Source organism: Methanothermobacter crinale (genome assembly GCF_055397825.1).
Genome location: NZ_AP042450.1, coordinates 426523 through 443382 on the forward strand (window position 1 = coordinate 426523; position 16860 = coordinate 443382).

Consider the following 16860-nt stretch of genomic DNA (forward strand, 5'->3'; position numbering starts at 1 on the left):
TTTTTTGGTGTTTTTGTGTTCGATGTGATAATAGTTGGAGCAGGTCCCGGGGGACTAATCGCCGCAGACAAACTAGCAGACCATTTAAGGGTTTTAGTGGTTGATAAAGGAAGAGACATAGATAAGCGATATTGTCCAGCCCTAAAGGATGGTATATGTAGAAGATGTTCTCCTTGTAACATAATGTGCGGCCTTGGAGGGGCTGGCGGATTATCAGATGGAAAACTAAACCTGAGACCCGATATCGGAGGCAACCTAGAAGAATTCGTAGACACAGAAAAAGCATGGGAACTTGTAGAAGAAGTTGACAGTTTCTTCCTCAGACATGGAGCCCCTGAAGAATTATATTCACCCGAAGAAAAAGAAATAGAAAAGATTTTGAAAAAATCAGCTGCGGCAGGTATAAATTTTATTCCTATCATTCAAAGGCATATAGGATCTGATAAAACGCCCATGGTCATAAAATCCGTAAAGGAAGACCTTGAAAAAAGGGGCGTGGAATTCCTCCTAGAAACAAGAGCATTAGATATCATCACAAAAAATGGGAAAGTAAAAGGGCTCAGAGTCAAGGATAAGAATGGAAAAAAGAACGTCATAAAATGTAAGTTCTTGATCCTCGCACCAGGAAGATCTGGTTCCATTTGGCTCGCTGAGCAAATGAGAAAACTTTCAATCCCTATAAAATATAATCCTGTGGATATTGGAGTAAGAGTTGAAATCCCAAGTATTGTAATGGAAGATATTACAAGAATAAACTGGGATCCAAAATTCCATATTATAACAAAAAGCTACGACGATTTTGTAAGAACGTTCTGTGTCTGCAACAAAGGATTCGTAGTCGAAGAAGCCTATAACGGTTTCAAAGGAGTTAATGGACATTCAATGCGCACAAAAACATCGGATAATACTAATTTCGCTTTTTTAGTCAAAATTGAGCTTACAGAGCCGGTTGAAAACACATCTGCATATGCTCTTTCAATTGCGAAAATATCTAATACACTTGGAGGGGGTAAACCAATAATACAAAGACTAGGGGACCTTAGAAAGGGAAGAAGATCCACATGGAGAAGACTGAAAAGGAGTCCGGTGAAGCCAACACTAAGAGATGTAACACCAGGAGACATTGCATTAGTCTTACCTTACAGGATAGTCCTTGATATAATAGAAGGTTTAGAAGCACTTGATAAGGTCATACCAGGAGTGGCCTCGGATTCTACACTATTATATGCTCCTGAGATAAAACTTTATGCGATGAGAATAGGAGTAGACGAGCATATGAGAACCCCAATCAGTGGATTATATGCTGTGGGGGATGGTGCGGGAGTTTCGAGGGGTATTGTGGGCGCTGCAGCCACGGCACTTATAGCTGCAGAACATATAAGATCATTAGAAATTTAATTCACAGCAGTTGCTGTTACAATAATCCCCACCCTTTAAGGGACATGCCCCAATTTCAATTATAAGACCGGCGGCTCCGATCGTTTTCGAATCCTTTAGCATTTTAAGGTCCTTTTTAAAACGTTGACAGCTCCTATACAAAATTTTGCTGATCGTCTTCTGGGATGGGGGGTGATCTTAAGGTTGAGGGCCCCCCCACTTCTAAAAGTAAAAACCCTCCCAGAATATATTGGAGAAAACTATTCTGGAAGGCGAGTAATAAGCCTCTGATGGTTGATATACCAGGATTTTTTGGGAAACCATCATTCCTTAAAAACTATTTTCCTTTTTGATATTTAAAATGGAAAGCTTAATAGTATTTGTTCAATCTGTCTGTTCCATGCTTATATAAAGTGCGTTCATTAAATAAAATCTATAAATCACCTTTTGTGCTTGGTATTTTTTGATGTTCGATTTTCACAGCATTTTTTAGTGCGATTGCAAGGGCCTTGAAAAGAGCTTCTATCTTGTGGTGATCATTTTTTCCCTTGACTTTTGCATGGATGTTGATTTTAGCATTTTTTGCGAATGAATCAATGAAATGTGGAATATTCTCTGTTGAAATCTCGCCAATTTTCTCCCTTTCAAATTCCATGTCGAGGACGGTGTATGCTCTTCCTCCCAAGTCAACTGCTACCATTGCGATGGATTCGTCCATTGGTACTATTGCGTGGGCCATTCTCTTTATACCCTTTTTATCTGACAAGGCTTTTTTGAAGGCTTTGCCAAATGTTATCCCCACATCTTCTATTGTATGGTGGTCATCGACTTCTAAATCTCCCCTTACCTTTATTTCAAGATCGAATAATCCATGTATTGTGAAAGATTCTAGCATATGGTCGAGGAATTTGAGTCCTGTGTCGATGATATAATTTCCTTCACCATCCAAATTTACATCTACTTTAACCTCAGTTTCATGGGTTTTCCTCGATTTCTGGGCTTTTCTCATAATTATCATCCCTTATTATTCTTATAGCCTCCTCGGGACATTTGCTTGCGCAGATAATGCAAAGATGGCAATATTCAAGGTTAGATGGGATTGCTATTTTTCTTTTCCGGTCTATTGTCCATATTTTACCGCCCTTGGGACATGCTTCTTTACATTTCCCGCAACCTGTACATTTTTCATACTCTATGATTATTTTCATTTAGGTTACCTTTATGACCTTTATGGCTGTTGCTTTGAATCCTGCGAAGATTTTTTTGCCAATTTCTAATTTCAGCTCCTTTAGGGCTTGTCTTGTTATATAGCTTGTTAACTCTATGTTACCTGCTTTTAACTGGACGTTCAGTATATTATCCCCGGGTTTGATGGACTTAATTTTGGTTTTTATAATGTTTCTTGCGCTTGTTTCATATTTTTTGTCCATGAGTATTATGTCTTCTGGGTGTATTAATAGGATTACCCTTTCCCCCTTTTCGAATTTTTCCCTTAACGGGACTTTTATAATATTTTCACCGGCTTTGATTTCTATAATCCTATTATCTAGTTTTATGTCTTTGATGATCCCTTCAAGTTCGTTGAATGTACTTTCTTTTCTAACCAAGGCTTGTATTTTAAGATATTCTCGTATTATATTTTCACCTATTTTGGTAAGTTGGCTGCTTCCCCCTCCACCAGCTCCGCCTCTTCTTGTTGAAACAATTTTTTCTCCGAGTGCATGTTCTATACTTTTTATATATAAGAGCGCGGTCCTGTAAGGGATTTCTGATTTTTCGGAGGCCTTTCTTATGGACTTATATTCTTTTATCGATTGGAGTAATCTGAACTTTTTATTGTCGATCCAGATGCTTTTTCCTTTTATTTTTAACTTGTAGTTTTCTTTTTGCATGTTATCTTCCCAGGCTTATGTGGGAGTGTATCTATCGATAAAGTCGATTAATCTGTTTATCGGCCCCTCTAGTGGCCCCATTCTTGAACTTAAACGCTTCATCAAACGTATATCCCTTTTTTCGAAACCTCTCACGGTTAATAGTGCCGTTACATATATTGGGGATGATATTATAAGTGCTATTATAAGTCCTGTTATTGTATTAGGTATTAAGATGAGTGGAATCCCTGTTATGATGGATGCTAGTGTTATCTTCCAAAAGGCAGTGTATGGCAATCTCACATTGGTAATTTGGAAGGTTTTCCATAATGAGAGTAACATTATAATGAATGTTGCGATGGTTGTTGCAAGAGCACCACCCTCAATACCGTAAACTGGCACCATGATAATGTTAAGTACAAGGTTTATGAGAGTGCCTATCAATAATATGTACATTGGAAGACGGGGATGGCCTATTCCTTGGGCGATGCTTGCAGATAGTGCGAAGAGTGTGTAGAATGTCATGCCAACTACGAGTATTGTAAGGGCACCGGCACCATAAATGAAAGCGCCCCCAAATAGGAGTTCAAGGATGGGCCTTGAAAATATTGCAATACCTATACATAATGGTAGAACAAATAACATGACAAGTCTGTAAGATTGTACAACATAAGTTTCAAGCAAACTATTGTCTTTGAGTGCTGAAGCTTCTGAAGTAGCTGGTAAAACAGCTGTAGCGACCGAGAGGGAGATGATAAGAGGTAATCTTGCGATTGGATCCGCGGCGGTATAATAACCAACCGCTTTAGTTGCTAGGAATATACCTATGGCAAAAACGCTTATATCATAGATGGCCATTTCAGATAATGCTGTTATAATCACTGGGATGGAAAAACCTAAAAGGACTTTCATTAATCCTAGCTCTTCCTGGAAGTTCAATTTATTCTCAGGGTCAACTGGTGGCAAGTAACCTTTAAGTAGCTTTTCATATATTACAACTGCAGAAATGGCAGATGCTATAAAACCGAAACCTGTACCTATAACAGCCCCAGCCGCATAAAATCCGATCATTACAAATAAGACTGCGAATATTATCATGAATATTTGTTCAATTGCTCGTGTCACAACAACATATTCCATCCTATAAATGCCCTGGAAGGCGCCCCTAAATGCGCCTACAATAACACTAAATGGTGTGATAAGTGAAACAGCTTGTATAGGATAAAGTGAAAGGGGTTTATGGAAGACATCATTTGCAAGCCAAGGTGCCAGGAAAAATATTATAATAGAAAAACTAAGACCAAGGATGATCATCAGCTTCAAGGAAGTGTGAAGGACTTGTGTTGCCATCTGATCTTCATTGAGTGCCTTGTGCTGTGCGACATATTTTGCGATGGCTGGTGGCAGACCACCAGCTGAAAGTATTTGGAATATCCCCTGTAGGGGGAATGTTAAGCCGAGAAGACCATAACCTTCGGGTCCGAGTAATCTGGTCATGAATACTCTGTATATGTATCCTCCAACTCTGAAAATGAGGCTGCTGACCATTATAAGGAAGCTACCCTTCACTAGCTTTGATGTGCTACTTGTCAAGCTCATTAAATCACCAAGAAACAATGGGGGGTCTCTGCTCTATAAAATCATTCCTTTTCCAGGAACCTTATGAACATTTTAAGGGTCTTCTGGAGGCTTCTGAATCCTTCCACGTCTTTTTTAACCCCTTCTAGTGTGTCTTTTGACCAGAAACATGCGCCGAGGTTTGCTCCGAAGGATCCTCCGCTTACTGGTATCACACCATTGGCTATATAGAAAGTGTGTATTTGTTGGATTGCAAGTTCTTGCCCTCCAGATCTGTCACCACCAACGGCAATTGCCATCCCAATTTTTCCACGTAGAATATCATAATCTTTCATGTTGAGTGCCCGGCATCTGTCTATTATAATTTTTGTCTGGGCGCTTAGTCCACCATTGTAGACTGGTGTGGCGACTAATATGCCTTTTGCCTTTGGAAGGAGATCATAGAGGGTGTACATATCATCCTTGTTTATGCACTCTTTTTTCTTTAAACAATAATCGCAATGTTTACATGGGCTTAGATCTTTTCCTCTGACAGTGAAAAATTCAGTTTCATATCCTTCATCTTCTAGTGTGTTAAGCGCATTTTTAAGCACATATTCTGTGGCTTGCTTGCGTGGGCTTCCACATATGCCGATTATATCCATTATTTTCACCCGACTCCCAAATCGAATTTTTGCATGTCGGTGCTTTTAACCTCTACCTGATAACTTGTAAGTTATAACTTTTAACTTATAATTTATTTTCAGGAACCCCATAGAAATGTTTAGATTGGTTCGTCTTCTTCATGTGGCAATCTCATCGTGTCAGGGTCTGGTGGTAATTGCTCTAAGAAATCCTCTGCCGCTCTTCTTGGATCCTTGGACCCAGTTATATACCTCCCAACAACTATTATGTCAGCACCACTTTCAAGAGCTTTTTTTGTCTTGGATGGTGTTATTCCACCCGCCACAGCTACCAATCCCCTTTCACCGATGATCTCCTTTATCTTGGGAATGTCACCCCATTCTGAAACTTCTGCTGCTCCAACATCAATATTCTTATGTAAAAGCACGATGTCGGGCTTGTATCTAAGTTCTTCAAGTTTTTCTGGGATATTTTCAACATTCATCATGTCAAGGACAGAATATACGCCCTGTTTTCGCGCTTCATGGACAGCCTTCTCGATTGTTGCTTTTGTTGCAAGCCCTGAGATGGCAACTGCATCCGCTGTTTCATCAGCCGCCATCTTAACTTCCATCCTACCAACATCTAAAGTTTTAAGATCTGCTATTATAAATGCATCTTTTCTCAATTTTCTTATCTTGTCCACGATCCCTACACCGAATTTCTTGACAAGTGGTGTGCCCGCTTCGAGCAGTATCCTTTCACGTGGTGGGAGGGTATCCACCACCCTCTCCATTTCTTCAATACTTTCAAGGTCCAAGGCAACTTGTAAATATGGTGGGTTCCATAATCTTATAGGCTTGAATCCCATGACTGGATGCACACCCCTATCTTTTTCGGAAAGGATCTTTTCAATTGATGGGTAGCTTTCCATGGCCCTTCTTATTGCAAGTTTTGTCGCCCCATAATTATAATGGTAGATCTTCTGGTAATCTTCTGCTTCTGGATGGATGAAAACACTCACGATTATGACTAAGTCTTCAACCTTCTCCTTTGGTATTATCCCCTCTTCGACAGCATCTGCAACAGCTCTTGCAACAGCTGTCTGAGCAGGTCCGAATACTTTATTAGCATCTTCCAAACATCCGATAGTCACCTTTGGTATCATTAATGTCGCAGGTTTTGTCATTAGATTTGGCCTTATAACAGAAAGTAGGGGCGTGTGACCGATTGAAATATTTGTAAGTCCAGTTGCAAAGGCCGAGCCTACAATACCTTCCTTATCCCCTATTATAAGATCTACATGGGCGACTTCATTGCCTTTTCCTATTAGCGCTTCACCAATTCTATACATTCGAATCCTCCAAGAATTTGTTAATTCATATATGATTTGTGATATTAATTTTTCTGCTTGGGAACTTCAGATTCAAAAGTTATATTAAACAAGGATATGCTGTCCTTGATTTTTTAATATTTTATAATTTAAAATATATAAAAAGTAATATTTGCAATTTTTATGGGGGGGAAAAATTAAAGTGGTTATTTGTTGTTTTCGGGTAGGGTGCCTGTGAGGTAGTCTTCGTATCCTTGGAGGTCTAATAGTCCGTGGCCTGAGAAGTTGATTACTATTGTTTTTTCTTTGCCGGTTTTTTTACACTCTTTGGCTTCGTCAATGGCCACTTTTATTGCATGGCATGTTTCTGGTGCTGGGATGACACCTTCCGCCTTCGCGAATTTCACGCCACTTTCAAATACTGATTTTTGGCTGACGGCTCGTGCTTTCACGATGTTTTCCTTTACTAGTAGGGCGATTTGTGGTGCCATTCCATGGTATCGTAGGCCGCCGGCGTGTACTGATGGGGGTATGAAGTCGTGTCCTAGTGTGTACATTTTGAGTAGTGGTGTCATTCCGGCTGTGTCACCGTAATCATAGCGGTACTCTCCTTGTGTGAGGGTTGGGCAGGCTACGGGTTCTGATGCTATGAATTCGCAGTCAAGCTTTCCATCTATTTTATCTTTTACGAAGGGTAGTATTGTCCCGCCGAAGTTGCTTCCCCCACCCACACATCCGATTAGGATATCTGGTGTTTCTTCTGCGATTTCAAGTTGTTTTTTTAGTTCCAAGCCTATGACGGTTTGGTGTAATAGTACATGGTTTAGCACGCTTCCAAGAGAGTAGTATGCTTTTTCATTTTGTAGTGCTTCTTCTATGGCCTCTGATATTGCTATACCAAGGGATCCTGGGTGTTCTGGGTTTTCCTTTAATATTTTGCGCCCGAATTCTGTGTCTGTGCTTGGTGATGGTACGATTTCGGCCCCGTAGATTTGCATTATGGTTTTTCTATAAGGTTTTTGGTTGTATGATACTCTTACCATGTATACTTTGCATTCTAAGCCCATTAATGAACATGCGAGGGATAATGCGCTCCCCCATTGTCCTGCTCCTGTTTCTGTTGTGAGTCTTTCTGCGCCGTCTTTTTTCGCATAATATGCTTGTGCTATTGCTGTGTTGAGTTTGTGGCTTCCTGTTGGTGAGTAGTCTTCTCTTTTGTAGTATATTCTTGCGGGTGTATCTAGCATTTCTTCAAGGCCCTTTGCCCTGAATAGTGGGGTTGGCCTCCCTATTCTCTTGTAGATTTCTCTAATTTCTTTTGGGATTTTTATCCATCTTTCCATGGACATTTCTTGTTCTAACACGCCGCTTGAGAACATTTGGGGTAGTTTACTTATGTTGTCTTTTTCTTCTGGGTTTTTTGGTTCTGGTAATGGTACTGGTAGGTCTGAATTTATGTTATACCATTTTTTTGGTAATTCTTTTTCATTTAGTATTATTTTGTTCATTTGATCACCTTTCATAAATTGGCATGATACCAAATTATCTATAAGGCACTATTTAAAGCTTCGCTGTATAAAAGTATACATTTAAGTGGTGGTACACTTTTTTAAACATAACACTCCTAATATTGTTCCCATGAAAATACTCGCAATCGATGTAGGAGTCGGAACACAAGACATAATGTTATACAATTCAAAATATAATATCGAAAACTCAACCAAAATGGTACTACCATCCCCCACAAAAATCCTCGCCAACAAAATAAGAAAAACCAAACAAAACCTATTCCTAACAGGAAACACAATGGGTGGCGGGCCAATAACATTCGCAATCAAAGAACATCTCAAAAAAGGATACAAAATAACAATGACACCAGAAGCGGCGAGAACAATAAAAGACAACCTTCAAAAAGTAAAAAAGATCGGTATAAAAATATCGGAAGAAAACCCCCACAACTGGAAGACAATCAAACTCGCGGACATCAACATAAAAGCATTGAAAACCGCCCTATCAAATCTAAACATCAAACTAGAATTCGACCATCTCGCAATCGCAGTCCAAGATCATGGATACTCACCCAAAATGGGGGACAGAGACTTCAGATTCCATAAAATAAAGGAAAAACTCAAAAAACCCACACCACCTGAAGAGTTCGCATACCAAAACAAAATCCCAGAATACTTTACAAGGATGAAATCAATCAAAAAAAGCTTGAAAAAATACAACCCATTACTCATGGACTCAAAATTCGCAGCCATAGCAGGCGCACTCCAAGACCCCAAAATCATAGAACACGACAAACTCGTGGTACTAGACGTTGGTAATGGCCACACCCTAGCCGCAACCATCAAAAAAGGTAAAATCATGGGACTCATGGAACACCACACAAAAATGTTAAACCCTGATAAAATCGAAAAACTCATCAAGAAACTAGTTAACGGGACCCTCACACACTCCCAAGTCCACGAAGACGGGGGCCATGGAGCACACATAATCGAAGCCATAAAAACATGTGAAAAAATAGTGGTAACCGGGCCACAACGCAGACTAGTTGACAAGACAAATCTACCAGCATATCATGCCGCCCCGGCAGGGGATGTGATGATGACTGGACCAGTTGGCCTCATAAACAGTGTAATATATCATCGGGGAGAACATCCATGATATTTGACCCCCATATCCATAGTATATATTCTGGTGATGCAAAAGGAACACCCCGACAGATAATTAAAAGAGCAATCTTTGTAGGTCTTGATGCGATAGCAATCGCAGACCATGATACCATCCAAGGCTCAAGGGTTGCTGAAAAAGAAGCCAAAGATTTCAAGGGCATCATAGTAGTGCCCGCCATGGAGATAAGCACATCTGAAGGGCATATTTTAGCCCTTGGCATCCAAGACGAGATAAAGAAAGGTGTCACACCCCAAGAAGCGATTGATAAAATACATGAACAAGGGGGTGTTGCCATAGTCCCCCACCCCTTTGTAAGATACAGGGAAGGCTTGTTCGTGAACGTCCAAGATTTAAAGGTTGATGGTATAGAAACTTTGAATTCTCGTTACATCTTCGGTTATTCCAATTGGAGGGCTAAGAAATTCGCTAAGGAAAGGAACCTTCCAATGATAGGTTCGAGCGACGCCCATTTTATAGCAGCCATTGGAACTTGTTTCACACAAGTAGATTCCGAACCAAATACGGATGATATACTTGCTGCTATAAAAAAGGGAAAAACAAGACCCCGTGGGGATAGAACACCTCTACACCTCATATTAAAAGAAGTAATTAACAAAAAAATTAAAAGAATCTAAAATGTTAGCCTGCAAAGACATCATAGGTCCTATTATAAGATTTTTCCAGGAAAATTTCTTCTATCTCCATCCAGGTTATACTTTATTTAACACCATAATATTTGGTCTGATTCTTGGCCTGGTGGTGTTAATTATAATAAGGATGTTCAGGTGGATTAAAAAGGATCCTAAGGATCTTTTTTTACCACTAATCCCTTTTATATTTGTAGGATCTGGTGCAAGAGCTTTAGTTGATAATGGGGTCTATCCACTCACCCTTTTTCTTGTCACGCCAGGAATTTATATTATAGTAGGTATAACAGCGATAATGACATTGTTAGCATCAGTTAAACTCGAGGAGAAATTTGGGTGGGATTATAAACGTATCATCTTCTTGACAGGACTTTTACTTTCAATCCCAAATATCATGCACTTAAAACCCTTCAACCTCACACCCTTTTTCGGGATATTAGCTATATGGATGGCTTTCACGCTCATTTTCGCAGTCTTGGGCTTGCAATGGGATCTTCTAAATGATAGGGTTAACTTGGCTGTTTTATCAGTCCATTTGTTCGATGCTTCCACAACCTTTGTTGCTGTTGATTTCTATGGTTACTGGGAACAGCATGTGCTGCCAACCTTCCTTACAAACATTACTAACACAGCATTTGTAATGTTCCCATTAAAAATATTAATAATATTAACTGTATTGTATTTTATTGAAGGTTTTGAAGATAAATACGTGAAAAACACCCTGAAAATTAGTATATTCATCTTGGGCCTCGCCCCTGGACTTAGAAATTTCCTAAGCCTTTGCATGGCAACATGATTCACCAATTATGGAAGAGGAAACTTTATAAACTTAATAGGATAATAATATAATCAATAATTCCCCCCAATATTATAATTCAGCTCCTTTTGAGGAATTGCCATGTCCATAGAGGAAGTGAAAAAGGAAATGAAACTCCCAAAAAAAGTTAGAATATTCGATACAACTTTAAGAGATGGTGAGCAAACACCTGGAGTGGCCCTTACAGTAGATGAAAAAATCAGCATAGCCCAGAAATTGGATCAACTGGGAGTGAACATAATCGAAGCCGGTTTTCCAGCCGCTTCTCCAGGTGAAAAAAATGCTGTGAAAAATATCGCATCACTTTCACTAAATGCAAACATCTGTGGCTTGGCAAGAGTATTAAAAGGGGATCTTGACGCTGCACTAGACTGTGACGTGGACTACATCCACACGTTCATTGGCACATCACCTATCCATAGAAAGTACAAGCTCAAAATGGATAAAGAGGATATAATCCAAAAAGCAATATTTGCAGTTGAATATGCAAGGGACCATGGGGTTAAAGTAGAATTTTCAGCCGAAGATGCTACAAGGACAGAATTCGATTATCTGCTCAAGATATACAAGGCTGTGGAGGATGCTGGAGCCTATATCATAAACGTCCCAGATACTGTAGGCGTTATGATACCACGCGCCATGGAACACTTCATAAGGAAACTCAATGAAAATCTCAAGATACCATTAAGTGTCCATTGCCATGATGATTTCGGACTCGCAGTCGCAAATTCACTAGCAGCAGTAGAAGCCGGTGCAGGCCAAGTACATGTCACAGTTAATGGTCTAGGAGAAAGAGCGGGCAACGCAGCCCTAGAAGAGGTTGTCATGGCGCTGATCATACACTATGGGATCCCAGTAGATATAAAGACAAAGAGGCTCGTTGACATTTCAGAATTCGTCTCAAAAATCACAGGAGTTAAAATGCCACCCAATAAGGCTATTGTAGGTGAAAACGCATTTGCCCATGAAGCAGGAATCCATGTACATGGCGTGACAGAAAAGGCCGAAACATACGAGCCTATAAAACCAGAAATGGTAGGACATAAAAGAAGAATAGTCTTAGGTAAACATACAGGGACAAAGGCCATAAAGTCAAAGCTAGAAGAACATGGCATAGAAATGAACGATGAACAGCTCCAACTACTCTACAAACAAGTGAAAGAGCTTGGAGATAAGGGTAAACGAGTGACAGATGCTGACCTCAAGGCAATGGCCATCACACTTCTAGGACGTGCACCAGAAGAAATAGTCAAGCTAGAAGGTATAGCAGTGATGACAGGAGAAAGTGTGATGCCAACAGCAACAGTAAAACTCAGAATCAAAGACAAGATCAAAACAGCGGCAAGAACGGGGGTGGGGCCAGTTGACGCTGCCATAAATGCTATTCACAGCTTAGTGAGTGAAACTGCCGACATAGAATTGGAAGAATATAATATAGAGGCCATAACAGGGGGTACAAATGCACTCGCAGAAGTTTTCGTGATAATGAGTGACAAGAAAGGCAACAAAGCAACAGGAAGGTCAACAAGAGAAGATATTGTAATGGCTAGTGTAGAAGCAGTCCTCGACGCCATAAACAAAATATTAACTTTGAAATGACGGGTGGGGCCCAGATGGAGCCAATGTCCACATGTAAACTCTTTGGGGCCATAAGGGCTCTTATAGGCATAAAGAATACAATACCGATCATCCATGGTCCAAGAGGCTGTGCATATCACATAAGATACCTTTTAAGTGTGAGAAGCGGTTCAAGGATACGAATATGTTCCACTGAACTATCACAGGAGGATGTGGTCTTTGGAGCGGAAAACAAATTGAAAGAAACAATCATAACCGTGGACAGAACATACAAACCAGATTTAATCCCCGTTTTAACATCCTGTTCAACAAGTATAATCGGAGAAGATATCCAAAAGGTTGCAAGGGAATTAAAGGATGAGATAAACGCGGATATCATAGCTATAAGCGCGGGAGGTTTCGAATCGGATCAAAGTGGGGGATACGAAGAAGTACTAGAGACACTTATAAAAAGTATCACAATCCCCAAACAAACCAGGGGAAAGACTGAGAATCCGTCAATAAACCTTATAGGCGTCTTTAGGGGTGGTCCTGACCTTCTAGAACTTAAAAAAACCCTCAAAAGGATGGGTATAGATATAAACTGCGTGCTTACAAGTGGAAGCAACCTAGAAGATATAAAAAACATCCCCCTAGCGCACTTAAATTATTCCTTCTGTGACATTTCAGGTATCATACCCTGTAAAATACTCAGAGAAGAATTTGGAATACCATTTGTTTATTATCCATTCCCAATGGGGTTCTCAAATTCATTAAATTTTTTCAAAACACTTATAGACCATTTCAACTTAGATTATCCCCTCCAAAGGGAATATGATAAATTAAAACCATCCATTGATTACTTCCGCCAGAAACTCGATGGCTACAAGGCCGCTATAATCGCAGGGCCCACAAGAGCCATAGCACTAGCTTCATTTCTCAAAGAACTTGGGATGACACCCGTACTAATATCAATAGATCTAATCGGAGAATATACACTAAAAGAACTTAAATGGGCCCTTGGAGACGCGAAACCGAGAGTGCTCATCCAACCAGAGGTCGGCGAAATTGAAAAGTTTATAAAAAAGGAGCAACCTCACATAATCCTAGGAGGTTTAGGAGAGTCATATTTATCCTATAACTTTAAGATCCCAGTTTTGGATGTAATGCACGGAAAAGAGCTAACATGGGGGTTCCAAGGCGCGCTCTCAATTTCACAAAAAATATTCAATTTAATCAGAAGCCCCAGCAGCTAACCCCCACATAGAAACTATTAGGATCAGAATACTCTCCTCAAACGTGTGAGGGTTCATTAAGGAGTTCGTAATCAACAACAAAAAAATATTGGACACATTCTGCACATATATTATTTTCAAAAAAAACTTTAACCTTCTGTTTATTGATAAGTTCCCTTGCGAAAGCGATAGGATACAGTATGGGGGAACTGATAGAAAGTTATATATATAAGAGATAACAAGAGTTATGAAATAGGATGTGGGGCTGGAGACGGTCCCGAATGCCTGTGGAGAGGAGAATCCCACCCCCCAAATGATCCCCCTATAGGAAAGTGATCGAGGGGCAGATCTTCTCAGTGAAGCAGGAAACCCCATCCATAAGGGTGGGGTAGTTCACGACATTCTATTGGAGGTTAAGTGATGTCAGAGGAAAATGTTGTATACATCGGAAACAAACCCGTCATGAACTATGTGTTGGCCGTTGTAACTCAAATGAACGGCGGAGCTGATGAGGTGATATTAAAAGCTCGGGGTAGGGCTATAAGCCGGGCTGTTGACGTCGCCGAGATCGTGAAAAACCGTTTCATACCGGACATTGACGTTGCCAACATTGATATTTCCACAGAGGAAATCATTGGTAACGAAGGAACAGCCACGAACGTTTCAGCAATTGAAATCCAGTTAAGGAAATAGGAATTTTTGCAGTTTTTTGGGGAGTGTCGGGGATTACTCATCCCATTTTTTTTAAATCCCCGACCATGCTCATCCTTAGAGGATTCTATGGACTATCTGCTCATTAGCATTCTTATACACATTATCACCCCAATTATAATTATGATTATTCCAAGAGTATAATATGCGAATATTGGGGTTGGACCTTCCTTTTTTTCACTATCAACAGAGTATAGGTAACCGTTTTCTGATGCGAAGTATATTGCCTTCCCATAGACTACTGGGGAAGATCTTATCGGTGAATTAAACAGGTAATAGCCTGGTGAATATTTCCATTCCTCTTTTCCACTATATTTATTTAGGATATATAATGTTCCATCATCCGAACCTAGGGTTACATAATCGTCGAAAAGGGCTGCTGTAGATTTTATAGGCCCTCTGGTCTGGTATGACCATTTTAATTTTCCATCCCTAGTGTCGAGGCATGTGAAGTTTCCATTATCAGTTCCGATAAATAAGCTGTTGTCATTTTCATCTATAGTGGGAGATGAACACACTTTATCGCCGAGGTTGTACTTCCATTCTATCGTCCCGTCATTAGCATTAAAAGCATAAAGGTAGCCGTCATTTGATGCGACATAAACTGTCCCATTATAGAAGGCAGGAGTTGAATATATCGCATCTCCTGTAGTGTAATTCCACACTACCATCCCATTTTCCGTCCCGATTGAATATAATCTCCCGTTTGTAGCTGCAACATATAGTGTATCATTTACAAGTAAAGGCGAGGATTTGATAGAATCGCCAAGGTAAAGGTCCCATCTTTTTGAACCGGTTCCTATGTCTATGGCATAAACACGACAATCATCCGATCCAATATAAACCGTGTCATTAGAAACTGCAGGCGACGATTCTATAGAATTGCCTGTTTTAAATTTCCATTTCAGTTCACCAGTTTCTATGTCTATGGCATAAAGATACCCATCTTTAGAACCTACAAATAAAGTATTATTTTTTATCGCAGGTGAAGACACTATACTGGCCTTGGTTTTATAATCCCAGATGATTATACCATCTTCAAGGTCTATTGCATATATTTTACCATCCAAGCACCCGATATATGCTACTTTGTTAAATATTGCTAGTGAACCATTAACTGGTCCTATCTTTGTTGTCCATGGGTGAGATGCAAAATCACTAGGTTCCTCTAGGAAACCTGTATGTTCTGGGTTGCCATGGAACATGGGCCAGTCAACAGCAGATACAGGACCGAGAATAACACATATTATTAAGAATCCCATGATTATTTTCTCGTTTTTCATGATATCACCCTTTATATGTCTCTATTGAATCTTATAACACCTAATGTAAAAAATATGAGAGTAAATGCGAGTAATATTATGAGGTCGGACCATATTTCAGTGATGCCAGTTCCTTTTAATATTACGGCTCTTAGGGCGTTATTTGCATAAGTTAATGGGAATACATATGCTAGTTTTTGGAAGAACCATGGCATGGTTTCTATTGGATAGAAGACTCCTGATACAAACATCATTGGCATTTGAAATGGCATTATCATTTGCATGTAATCTTCTTGGGTTTCTGCCCTTGCAGATATCATTATACCGAAGCCCACAAAACATAAAGCGGTTAATATGAGTAAAAGGAATGTTAGGAGCATGCTTCCTTTTATTGTTACACCAAAAAGTACTATGGCGACTATGAGTAATATCAGGGCTCTTCCCGTCTCTGTTATTAACTTGGAGATGATTTTGCCGCCGACTACTGTCGCTATACTTGTCGGTGTCATGAAAAGCCTTGCAAGTTCTCCTGTTTCCCTTTCACCGGCGATTGAACGTCCCATACCACCCATACATGCGAACATTATTGTCATTGCTAATATACCAGGGATTAGGAAATCCATATATTTCACATCCCCATATATTTTATCAACTTCAAAATTAATGGCATTCACAATACTCTGAAGTGCGTTAGAACTCTCATTTTGTGTTATGGGGCCTGTCCGGCTTTCTATTTGCATTTTCTGGACCCCGACTTCTCCGGAGATCCTCGCGAATAGTGTTTGTGTTGCTGGTACAATTGCTTGAGTTGCAAGCTGATCTGACGAATCCACATATAAAATGACTGTTGGGGCTTGTCTACTTTCTAGGTTGTCATAGTCAGGTGGTAGTATGATAGCGGCTTTAACTGCACCTGACTCCACCATCTCTTTTGCCTGGTCAGGGTCTGATGTCACTTCTTTGACATCATATAAGCTCATATTTTTTATAGCCGTGACTGTCTGATTAGTTACGGGGCCGTGGCTTTGTTCAACTATAACTATGGGGATATTTTCGAGGGATCCTCCCATCCCATAACCGAAGAAAACTATGGCGATTATTGGGAATAATAACATGGCTATTAGACGTGGTTTATGCCTCCATAATTCCAGGAGGTCCTTTTTGATCATCCACATGATCTTTTTTGTTTCCAT

Annotated in this window: 16 protein-coding genes; 7 read left to right on the forward strand and 9 right to left on the reverse strand. The window is 40.0% G+C overall.

Features of this window, described 5'->3' with window-relative positions; genetic code table 11:
• Window positions 1–15 precede the first annotated feature (15 nt).
• Complete coding sequence (locus ACZ5XX_RS02570) at window positions 16–1398, forward strand: NAD(P)/FAD-dependent oxidoreductase (protein WP_464585320.1); 1383 nt, start codon at window positions 16–18, stop codon at window positions 1396–1398.
• 412 nt (window positions 1399–1810) lie between these two features.
• Here ACZ5XX_RS02570 and hisB read toward each other — a convergent pair whose 3' ends face one another.
• From hisB to ACZ5XX_RS02605, 7 genes are all read right to left on the reverse strand, one after another.
• A complete protein-coding gene (hisB, locus tag ACZ5XX_RS02575; RefSeq protein WP_464586162.1) occupies window positions 1811–2389 on the reverse strand; it encodes an imidazoleglycerol-phosphate dehydratase HisB in 579 nt (192 codons plus the stop codon).
• On the reverse strand, window positions 2352–2585 hold the full coding sequence (locus tag ACZ5XX_RS02580; protein WP_464585323.1) for a 4Fe-4S dicluster domain-containing protein: 234 nt from the start codon (window positions 2583–2585) through the stop codon (window positions 2352–2354). The genes hisB and ACZ5XX_RS02580 overlap by 38 nt, the downstream gene beginning before the upstream one ends.
• Window positions 2586–3269 carry a TOBE domain-containing protein gene (locus ACZ5XX_RS02585; RefSeq protein ID WP_464585324.1) on the reverse strand — a complete coding sequence of 228 codons (684 nt, stop codon included), beginning with the start codon at window positions 3267–3269 and terminating at the stop codon, window positions 2586–2588.
• A gap of 15 nt (window positions 3270–3284) precedes the next feature.
• Window positions 3285–4847 carry an oligosaccharide flippase family protein gene (locus ACZ5XX_RS02590; RefSeq protein WP_464585326.1) on the reverse strand — a complete coding sequence of 521 codons (1563 nt, stop codon included), beginning with the start codon at window positions 4845–4847 and terminating at the stop codon, window positions 3285–3287.
• 41 nt (window positions 4848–4888) lie between these two features.
• Entirely contained in the window at window positions 4889–5470 is a 582-nt protein-coding gene (locus ACZ5XX_RS02595; protein ID WP_464585328.1) for a flavodoxin family protein, read from the reverse strand.
• 119 nt (window positions 5471–5589) lie between these two features.
• Complete coding sequence (locus ACZ5XX_RS02600) at window positions 5590–6783, reverse strand: bifunctional 5,6,7,8-tetrahydromethanopterin hydro-lyase/3-hexulose-6-phosphate synthase (protein ID WP_464585330.1); 1194 nt, start codon at window positions 6781–6783, stop codon at window positions 5590–5592.
• Window positions 6784–6968: 185 nt separating this feature from the next.
• Complete coding sequence (locus ACZ5XX_RS02605; protein WP_464585333.1) at window positions 6969–8270, reverse strand: TrpB-like pyridoxal phosphate-dependent enzyme; 1302 nt, start codon at window positions 8268–8270, stop codon at window positions 6969–6971.
• A gap of 130 nt (window positions 8271–8400) precedes the next feature.
• Here ACZ5XX_RS02605 and ACZ5XX_RS02610 point away from each other — a divergent pair, with 130 nt between their 5' ends.
• From ACZ5XX_RS02610 to albA, 6 genes are all read left to right on the forward strand, one after another.
• Window positions 8401–9429, forward strand: a complete 1029-nt coding sequence (locus tag ACZ5XX_RS02610) for a DUF1786 domain-containing protein (protein ID WP_464585335.1) — start codon at window positions 8401–8403, stop codon at window positions 9427–9429.
• Window positions 9426–10073: a CehA/McbA family metallohydrolase gene (locus tag ACZ5XX_RS02615; protein ID WP_464585337.1), complete on the forward strand. Its 648-nt coding sequence runs from the start codon at window positions 9426–9428 to the stop codon at window positions 10071–10073. Before ACZ5XX_RS02610 ends, ACZ5XX_RS02615 begins: the two co-directional genes overlap by 4 nt.
• A 1-nt stretch (window position 10074) precedes the next feature.
• A complete protein-coding gene (locus ACZ5XX_RS02620; RefSeq protein WP_464585339.1) occupies window positions 10075–10881 on the forward strand; it encodes a DUF63 family protein in 807 nt (268 codons plus the stop codon).
• Window positions 10882–10983: 102 nt separating this feature from the next.
• Window positions 10984–12501, forward strand: coding sequence for a 2-isopropylmalate synthase (locus tag ACZ5XX_RS02625; protein ID WP_464585341.1), 1518 nt, complete (start codon window positions 10984–10986; stop codon window positions 12499–12501).
• Between the two features lie 14 nt (window positions 12502–12515).
• Window positions 12516–13715 carry a nitrogenase component 1 gene (locus ACZ5XX_RS02630; RefSeq protein WP_464585345.1) on the forward strand — a complete coding sequence of 400 codons (1200 nt, stop codon included), beginning with the start codon at window positions 12516–12518 and terminating at the stop codon, window positions 13713–13715.
• Between the two features lie 399 nt (window positions 13716–14114).
• Entirely contained in the window at window positions 14115–14387 is a 273-nt protein-coding gene (gene albA / locus ACZ5XX_RS02635; protein ID WP_248564555.1) for a DNA-binding protein Alba, read from the forward strand.
• 92 nt (window positions 14388–14479) lie between these two features.
• On the opposite strand, the gene ACZ5XX_RS02640 is transcribed toward albA, so the two are convergent.
• Together ACZ5XX_RS02640 and ACZ5XX_RS02645 are read right to left on the reverse strand one after the other, a co-directional pair.
• Window positions 14480–15688, reverse strand: coding sequence for a beta-alanine-activating enzyme beta-propeller domain-containing protein (locus ACZ5XX_RS02640; protein WP_464585347.1), 1209 nt, complete (start codon window positions 15686–15688; stop codon window positions 14480–14482).
• Between the two features lie 11 nt (window positions 15689–15699).
• Window positions 15700–16860 (reverse strand): ABC transporter permease, encoded by a 1161-nt coding sequence (locus ACZ5XX_RS02645; protein WP_464585349.1) that lies wholly within the window; start codon window positions 16858–16860, stop codon window positions 15700–15702.

Coding starts and splice junctions, on each gene's coding strand:
- ACZ5XX_RS02580 (WP_464585323.1), bottom strand. CDS start 2,585: ATGAAAATAATCATAGAGTATGAAAAATGTACAGGTTGCGGGAAATGT.
- ACZ5XX_RS02585 (WP_464585324.1), bottom strand. CDS start 3,269: ATGCAAAAAGAAAACTACAAGTTAAAAATAAAAGGAAAAAGCATCTGG.
- ACZ5XX_RS02590 (WP_464585326.1), bottom strand. CDS start 4,847: ATGAGCTTGACAAGTAGCACATCAAAGCTAGTGAAGGGTAGCTTCCTT.
- ACZ5XX_RS02595 (WP_464585328.1), bottom strand. CDS start 5,470: ATGGATATAATCGGCATATGTGGAAGCCCACGCAAGCAAGCCACAGAA.
- ACZ5XX_RS02600 (WP_464585330.1), bottom strand. CDS start 6,783: ATGTATAGAATTGGTGAAGCGCTAATAGGAAAAGGCAATGAAGTCGCC.
- ACZ5XX_RS02605 (WP_464585333.1), bottom strand. CDS start 8,270: ATGAACAAAATAATACTAAATGAAAAAGAATTACCAAAAAAATGGTAT.
- ACZ5XX_RS02610 (WP_464585335.1), top strand. CDS start 8,401: ATGAAAATACTCGCAATCGATGTAGGAGTCGGAACACAAGACATAATG.
- ACZ5XX_RS02615 (WP_464585337.1), top strand. CDS start 9,426: ATGATATTTGACCCCCATATCCATAGTATATATTCTGGTGATGCAAAA.
- ACZ5XX_RS02620 (WP_464585339.1), top strand. CDS start 10,075: ATGTTAGCCTGCAAAGACATCATAGGTCCTATTATAAGATTTTTCCAG.
- ACZ5XX_RS02625 (WP_464585341.1), top strand. CDS start 10,984: ATGTCCATAGAGGAAGTGAAAAAGGAAATGAAACTCCCAAAAAAAGTT.
- ACZ5XX_RS02630 (WP_464585345.1), top strand. CDS start 12,516: ATGGAGCCAATGTCCACATGTAAACTCTTTGGGGCCATAAGGGCTCTT.
- albA (WP_248564555.1), top strand. CDS start 14,115: ATGTCAGAGGAAAATGTTGTATACATCGGAAACAAACCCGTCATGAAC.
- ACZ5XX_RS02640 (WP_464585347.1), bottom strand. CDS start 15,688: ATGAAAAACGAGAAAATAATCATGGGATTCTTAATAATATGTGTTATT.
- ACZ5XX_RS02645 (WP_464585349.1), bottom strand. CDS start 16,860: ATGGAAACAAAAAAGATCATGTGGATGATCAAAAAGGACCTCCTGGAA.